The sequence below is a fragment of the Vibrio sp. V42_P2S4T144 genome, assembly GCF_009904715.1.
Taxonomy (GTDB): Bacteria; Pseudomonadota; Gammaproteobacteria; order Enterobacterales; family Vibrionaceae; genus Vibrio; species Vibrio alginolyticus.
Window position 1 is genome coordinate 1 of sequence record NZ_WXWS01000276.1, and the last position, 7894, is coordinate 7894.

A 7894-nucleotide genomic window follows, 5' to 3' on the forward strand; every position below is an offset into this window, starting at 1 on the left:
CAATTAGCCGTAAGTATGGAGGTCAAACCAGTGTCACAAAATCGTTAATAAAAAACACCATAAAGGTTGAAATATTGATTGACATTAAGGCCTCAAAACCGTTCAATGTTTGAGCTTTATGTAGAAGAGGAGCGCTACCCAGGTAGATGATTTGTGGAACCGCAATTCCAACACCAATCATTGAGGGGGAGTAGTGCCGAGGTAAGTCAAAGTTGCAGGATTTGACTTGTCGGTTGAATTGGGCTGAATCCCATCAACTGTCATCAGCGCAGTCTGATGAAGGGCTTCTGAGGGTAAATTTTTCAAATAGCATTCTAAATACCTCTCTTTTTGCTCTGTTCCTTTTCTCACTAAACATTGGATGTACAATTTTTTAGGAAGTCGTGGGAGAACGCAGTGAGCGCATTTAACGTAGCTAAATTCGGTGGAACCAGTGTTGCCAACTTTGAGGCAATGAGTCGTTGCGCCACCATTATCGAAAACAATCCAAATACTCGCCTGGTCGTGAGCAGCGCTTGCTCTGGCGTCACCAACCTATTGGTAGAACTCGCCAACGGCGTTCAGGATCAAACGCACCGTACTGAGCTGCTGCAAAATCTGGCCAACATTCATGACGCCATTTTAACTCAGCTCGAAGACAGCACGAAAACTGCTGCCGAGGTGTATGGCATATTAGATACCGTAACCAGACTGGCCGAGGCTGCATCTATCCAAGCTAGTGCGAAGTTAACCGATCATTTAGTCGCATGTGGCGAACTCATGTCGACGCATATTCTAACTCAGTTAATGTGTGAGCGAGGCATTCAAGCTGTGCGCTTTGATATCCGCGATGTGCTGCGTACTGATGACAACTTTGGTCGCGCGGAGCCAAACATTGAAGCAATTTCGACGCTTGCGCAAGATAAACTCGTACCACTTTGCCAACAATCCGTTGTTGTTACTCAAGGCTTCATAGGATCTGACGAAGCCGGTAATACAACAACATTAGGTCGAGGGGGCAGCGATTACAGCGCCGCCTTAATTGCTGAGAGCGTTAAAGCAGCAGGGCTAGAAATCTGGACTGATGTTCCGGGTATCTACACAACAGACCCGCGAATTGCACCAAAAGCCTCACCAATTCCCGAGATCAGCTTTAGTGAAGCTTCAGAAATGGCTAACTTTGGCGCTAAAATCCTTCACCCTTCTACGCTAGTACCCGCATTACGCCACGACATTCCGGTATTTGTAGGGTCATCGAAAGAGCCAGAAAAAGGGGGAACTTGGATTCGCCACCAAGTCGAAAGCTCACCGTTATTCCGTGCGCTAGCTTTGCGTTGTAACCAAACCATGGTAACGCTACGCAGCGCCAATATGTTCCACGCATACGGATTCTTAGCGAAGGTTTTTGAGATCCTTGCAAAGCATAAGATCTCTGTCGATTTGATCACGACATCTGAAATCAGTGTATCGTTAACACTTGATCAAACTGATACATCTGGCGGAGCACCACAGCTGCCGCAAGCTGCACGAGAAGAGTTAGAAGAGTTATGTAAGGTAGAAGTTGAACATGACCTATGCCTCGTTGCTCTCATTGGTAACAACATGAGTGAGAGTAAAGGCTACGCGAAACAGGTTTTTGGCACGCTAGAAGACTTTAACCTACGCATGATTTGTTATGGCGCTAGCCCTCACAACTTATGCTTCTTGCTCCATGAATCGGTATCGAAACAAGCCATACAAAAACTCCACACTGAGTTGTTTGAGAAGTAAGTTCAACTCAATAAAACAAAGGGCTGCGTATCTGCAGCCCTTTGTTGTTTCAATAGTTGTTACATTTGGACGAGGTAAACATCAATTTAACCGTTAATGTTTGGCCCTAACCATTTTTCAGCCTCGATCCTATCCCACCCCTTACGATCGGCGTAACTCTCTAGCTGATCTTCTTGGATCTGTGCGATCGCAAAGTAACGTGAGTCAGGATGAGAGAAATACCAACCAGAGACTGACGCGCCCGGATACATTGCATAGCTGGAGGTTAGAGTCATGCCAATATTCTCTTCCACATTAAGTAGCTCCCAAAGCGGTCCTTTTTCAGTATGCTCAGGGCACGCTGGATAACCTGGTGCAGGGCGAATACCTTGGTATTTTTCACGAATGAGATCATCGTTAGATAAATCTTCATCCGCAGCATAACCCCAAATTTCTTTACGGACACGCTCATGCAAATACTCAGCAAACGCTTCGGCTAGGCGATCCGCCACCGCTTGAATCATAATTGCGTTGTAATCATCTCCCTGTGCTTTGTATTCATCAGCAAGCTCTCGTTCACCAATACCACCAGTGACAGCAAATGCCCCTATCCAATCATGTTTACCCGACTCTTTAGGTGCGATGTAGTCGGATAAACAATAGTTGAATCCTTTTGGTTTCTCGGTCTGTTGTCGCAAGTTACGTAATACTTTCACAACGTCGGTACGAGTTTCATCAGCATAAACTTCAATGTCGTCCCCCACGCTCGCAGCAGGGAATAAGCCACACATTCCACGCGCTTTTAACAGGCCTTCTCGCTCAACTCGATCAAGTAACTCGTTGGCATCTTCGAATAAACGTTTTGCTTCTTCACCAACTTCTTCATGTTGGAAAATTGTTGGATACTTACCCACAAGTGACCAAGTCATAAAGAATGGTGTCCAATCGATGTATTGACGTAATATAGCCACATCAAAATCATCGAAGATATGAATGCCAGGCTTAACAGGCACTGGAGGGGTGTAAGCTTCCCAATCGATAGCAACTTTATTCGCTCGAGCCGCTTCTAATGTCACTGGTTTGGTTCTCGGTTTCTTTCGATTATGTTGATCACGTACTCGTTCGTAATCAGCTTCAAGTTTTTCAACAAATTCAGGGCGACGTTCATCTGACAGAAGAGAAGTACATACGCCCACTGCACGTGAGGCGTTGTTCACGTAAACCACTGGATGCTTGTAATTTTGCTCAATCTTAACTGCTGTATGGGCTTTTGACGTTGTTGCGCCACCGATGAGAAGAGGTAAGTTAAAGTCGAGACGCTCCATCTCTTTTGCAACATGCACCATTTCGTCTAATGAAGGTGTGATCAACCCTGATAAACCAATAATATCGACGTTCTCTTCTTGCGCTACTTTTAAGATCTTTTCGCAAGGAACCATGACACCAAGATCGATAATTTCGTAGTTATTGCACTGCAATACAACGCCAACGATATTTTTCCCGATATCATGTACATCACCTTTGACCGTCGCTAGCAAAATCTTACCGTTTGTTTGTCCCACCTGCTTTTCTGCATTGATGTAGGGCTCCAGATGCGCGACTGCTTGCTTCATCACTCGTGCAGATTTTACGACCTGAGGAAGGAACATTTTACCTTCACCAAACAAGTCTCCGACGACGTTCATCCCATCCATTAATGGGCCTTCAATCACCTCTAATGGCTTTGAAGCGTTGACACGAGCCTCTTCGGTATCATCAACGATGAACTCAGTTATTCCTTTCACTAACGCGTGCTCTAAGCGCTTTTCAACAGGCCAAGTTCTCCACTCAAGTGCAGAGGCATCCTCCTCTTTACCTACCCCTTTGCCTGCATATTCCGCCGCGATATCTAACAATCTCTCAGTGGCGTCATCACGACGGTTAAGAACGACATCTTCCACAGCCTCACGCAATTTTTCAGGCACGTTATCGTAGATTTCTAACTGACCCGCATTCACAATCCCCATATCCATACCATTTTTAAAACAGTGGTAGAGGAACACCGCGTGAATCGCTTCACGTACATAGTTATTGCCACGGAAAGAGAATGAGACGTTAGAAACACCACCCGAGATCATCGCATGTGGTAAATCACGTTTGATATCGCCAACGGCTTCAATGAAATCCACCGCGTAGTTATTATGCTCCTCGATCCCCGTAGCAATGGCAAAAATGTTTGGGTCAAAAATGATGTCTTCTGGTGGAAAGCCCACTTCATCAACAAGAATTCGGTAAGCGTTGGTACAAATTTCTACTTTGCGCTCACGTGTATCTGCTTGCCCAATCTCATCAAACGCCATCACAATCACAGCCGCACCGTAACGGCGGATCAACTTAGCTTGTTCAACGAATTTCTCTTTGCCTTCTTTGAGAGAGATCGAGTTAACAATGCCTTTGCCTTGGATGCACTTAAGACCGGCTTCAATAACCTCCCACTTGGAAGAGTCAACCATGATTGGTACTTTTGAGATTTCAGGTTCTGACGCACAAAGGTTTAAAAAGCGAACCATACAAGCTTGTGCATCCAACATGCCTTCATCCATGTTGATATCGATAATTTGAGCGCCATTTTCAACTTGTTGACGAGCCACATCGAGCGCTTCATCGTACAGCTCTTCTTTAATTAAGCGCTTAAAACGCGCAGAACCGGTTACATTCGTACGCTCACCGACATTGATAAATAAAGAGTCTTTATCAATAGCGAGTGGCTCTAGGCCAGACAAGCGACAAGCAACGGGAAGTTCAGGTAATTGACGAGGGGCGATATTTTCAACCGCGAGTGCCATTTGGCGAATGTGCTCAGGAGTTGTACCACAACACCCACCAATCAAGTTTAAAAAGCCACTTTGAGCCCACTCTTTAACATGCTTAGCCATATCTTCTGGCGACAAATCGTATTCGCCGAATGCATTCGGAAGCCCAGCATTTGGGTGAGCGGAAACAAAAGATTCTGATATACGAGAGAGCTCTTCAACATAAGGACGCAGCTCATCTGGACCAAGTGCACAGTTCAAACCAAACGAAATCGGTTTAACATGACGTAATGAGTTGTAAAACGCTTCTGTGGTTTGACCGGATAATGTCCGACCGGAAGCATCAGTAATAGTCCCCGAGATCATCACAGGTAACTCAATCCCCATCTCTTCAAACACACTTTCAACAGCAAATGAACAAGCCTTAGCGTTAAGCGTATCGAAGATGGTCTCGATAAGAATAAGGTCAGAACCACCTTTAATTAGAGCACGAGTCGATTCAGAGTAAGCCTCAACTAACTCGTCGAAAGAAACATTTCGATATCCGGGGTCATTTACATCAGGAGAAATAGAACAAGTTCGGTTTGTCGGCCCTAAAACCCCTGCGACATAACGCGGTTTATCGGGTGTTTTTGCGGTCCATTCGTCTGCAACTTCACGTGCAAGCTTGGCAGCTGCAAAGTTAATTTCTTCACTTAGGCTTTCCATCTCGTAGTCAGCCATCGCAATGGTTGTTGCGTTAAACGTGTTGGTCTCAAGAATATCTGCACCCGCTTCTAAATATGCAGCGTGAATTTCCTTGATAAGTTGAGGCTGACTTAGAACCAACAGGTCGTTGTTACCTTTTAGATCACAATGCCAATCCGCAAAGCGCGTTCCTCGATAGTCTTGCTCTTCAAGTTTGTACCCTTGAATCATGGTTCCCATACCACCATCAATCAAAAGAATACGTTGCTTCAATTGAGCTTCAATCTGTTGTCTTACGTTACTTCCCACAGTACAGCCTCATTCCTTTAGTTATCTTTCCATCCTATCACACAAACTTCAGGAGTCTAGACGTCTAAACGTAGAATTAATGATTATTTTATATCCTTCTTAACTTGCAAAATAATCACGAAAAAATGTTTGCTATTTAAGCAGCATCAGCCGAGAATTCCATTCATAAAATGTTACAAATAGAGAGCTCTATGTCGGTCTATCATACTTTATGTTTTCTATCCGCAGCTGCGATGCTAATTGCTTTTGTAAACAGCAAGATAGGAAAGATGCAAACCACCATTGCGATTACCGCAGGTTCAATGGTGCTTTCACTTCTAATCTTAATTGCGGGTCAAAACAACTGGTTCCATCTCACCGAAATTGCGACGGAGACGGTCACAAGGATTAACTTCGAAGATTTCTTGCTCAAAGGCATTCTTGGCTTCTTACTATTTGCTGGTGGACTAGGCATCAAACTCCCGAACCTTAAAGATCAAAAGTGGGAGATCACTGTTTTAGCCCTTGGAGCTACACTGTTTTCTACGTTCTTTATTGGATTTACGCTGTATGGGTTTTGTCAGTTAATTGGCATCCAATTTGATTTGGTCTACTGCTTACTATTTGGTGCTCTAATATCGCCAACTGACCCAATCGCTGTATTGGCTATTGTGAAAAAACTCGATGCTCCTAAACGTATCTCCACTCAGATTGAAGGAGAATCGCTCTTCAATGATGGCTTCGGTTTGGTTATCTTCGTCACTCTATTTACGATTGCATTTGGCACTGAGGCACCAACTGTAGGTAGTGTCACCTTACTCTTCATCCAAGAAGCTATCGGTGGTATCACATATGGTTTCGTCCTCGGTTTGCTATTCCACTACTTGATCAGTGCCACCGATGATCACTCAATGGAATTGTTACTTACCATTGGTGTCCCAACAGCAGGTTACGCATTTGCTGAATACATCCATGTATCAGGCCCACTCGCAATGGTTGTATCCGGTATTATGATTGGCAACTGGACACGCTTTATTGGCTTTTCAAAAGAGAGTGAAGATCACCTTGACCATTTTTGGGAGCTTGTTGATGAGTTCTTGAATGGCGTGTTATTCCTACTGATCGGCATGTCGATGCTGCTGTTTGAATTCCACAAAGAAGACTGGATCATGATGGCTATTTCAGTCCCTCTTGTACTAGCAGCTCGCTATTTAAGCGTATTTCTCTCGTACATTGGCTTTAAGCGTTACAGAAAATATAACCCGTGGTCAGTACGTATTTTGACGTGGGGCGGCTTACGCGGGGGCCTTGCATTGGCAATGGCACTTTCCATTCCATCTGGTATTTGGGTGATTCAAGATAAGTTAATCGATGTAAAAGAGATTATTCTTGTAATGACCTACTCCGTCGTTGTTTTCTCTATCCTCATTCAAGGCTCAACAATCACTCCAATGATTGAAAAAGCAAAAGCAGAAGAGAAGAAGATGGAAGAGAACAACCAAGCAATAACCACTCCGGAACATACGGAGACAGTGGACTCTTAAAGACACGTAACTTAATAAATAAAAAGCAGCTACCTAGCTGCTTTTTTCATAACTAATTTTCAGACTCCCCTTCAAGGACGAAGGCTCCTTATTCTTTGATATACCATCAAATATACGAAGAATCGCTACGCTACATTTTCATAGATACTAACTATTGCTGATAGATAGTATTCATAGACGAGCCTTTTAATTTACCCATTTTCATCTGTATCACTTCTCTTACCTTGGCAATATAGGCTCCTCGCAAACATCAAAGCTAAACTTCCACAATACTTAGCAATGAGCGAGTTTGTATTTTTATGAGAAAGAGGCATTTAGGGTAATTGCGTTCAGAACCCAAACAGGTTAGCAACCTCACCAAGATAAAACTGAGCTAGCATTCAGGTAGATCAAAGCCTTAACAGAAATGTAGCCCCCCTCCCTCTTGATCTCAGTGAGACTAAACTTGTATTCAAAGTCGTCCTGTTTTCAAATTAGAAACAAGCGACACTTCAAACAATTAAACTCTGTCACATAACTAGATTTTCTAATATCGAATAAAAGGAGCTTTGGTTAGAGCTTGGTATCGGAATAAGGCTAAGACTAAGGCACAGAGTTACATGCTAGCTCGTTCACGACGATATTAAAACCATGTGAAGAGGGTAGTGTAACTCTAGATGCAAGGTTTCAATACGAAAGTGAGGCTCAGGTAAGTCGGGGGAACCAGAACGAAAAAAGCCTCAGTCTTTCGACTGAGGCTTAATATAAGTGGCGGAGTGGACGGGACTCGAACCCGCGACCCCCGGCGTGACAGGCCGGTATTCTAACCAACTGAACTACCACTCCGCAGTGGTATCACTCGCTTTAATAAGCAAG

General features: G+C 44.0%; 3 protein-coding genes, 1 tRNA gene and 1 riboswitch. Of the genes, 2 read left to right on the forward strand and 2 right to left on the reverse strand.

Features of this window, described 5'->3' with window-relative positions; genetic code table 11:
* Nucleotides 1-116 precede the first annotated feature (116 nt).
* A riboswitch (Lysine riboswitch) is annotated at nt 117-295 on the forward strand.
* Between the two features lie 101 nt (nt 296-396).
* A complete protein-coding gene (gene lysC / locus CAG68_RS09410; protein ID WP_086047066.1) occupies nt 397-1749 on the forward strand; it encodes a lysine-sensitive aspartokinase 3 in 1353 nt (450 codons plus the stop codon).
* Between the two features lie 86 nt (nt 1750-1835).
* Here the strand turns inward: lysC and metH are convergent, their stop codons facing one another.
* On the reverse strand, nt 1836-5516 hold the full coding sequence (metH, locus tag CAG68_RS09415; protein WP_054728895.1) for a methionine synthase: 3681 nt from the start codon (nt 5514-5516) through the stop codon (nt 1836-1838).
* A 191-nt stretch (nt 5517-5707) separates the two neighbouring features.
* Here metH and CAG68_RS09420 point away from each other — a divergent pair, with 191 nt between their 5' ends.
* Complete coding sequence (locus tag CAG68_RS09420) at nt 5708-7039, forward strand: cation:proton antiporter (protein WP_044129501.1); 1332 nt, start codon at nt 5708-5710, stop codon at nt 7037-7039.
* Nucleotides 7040-7787: 748 nt separating this feature from the next.
* Here the strand turns inward: CAG68_RS09420 and CAG68_RS09425 are convergent.
* Nucleotides 7788-7864 (reverse strand) — tRNA-Asp (locus CAG68_RS09425).
* Nucleotides 7865-7894 lie beyond the last annotated feature (30 nt).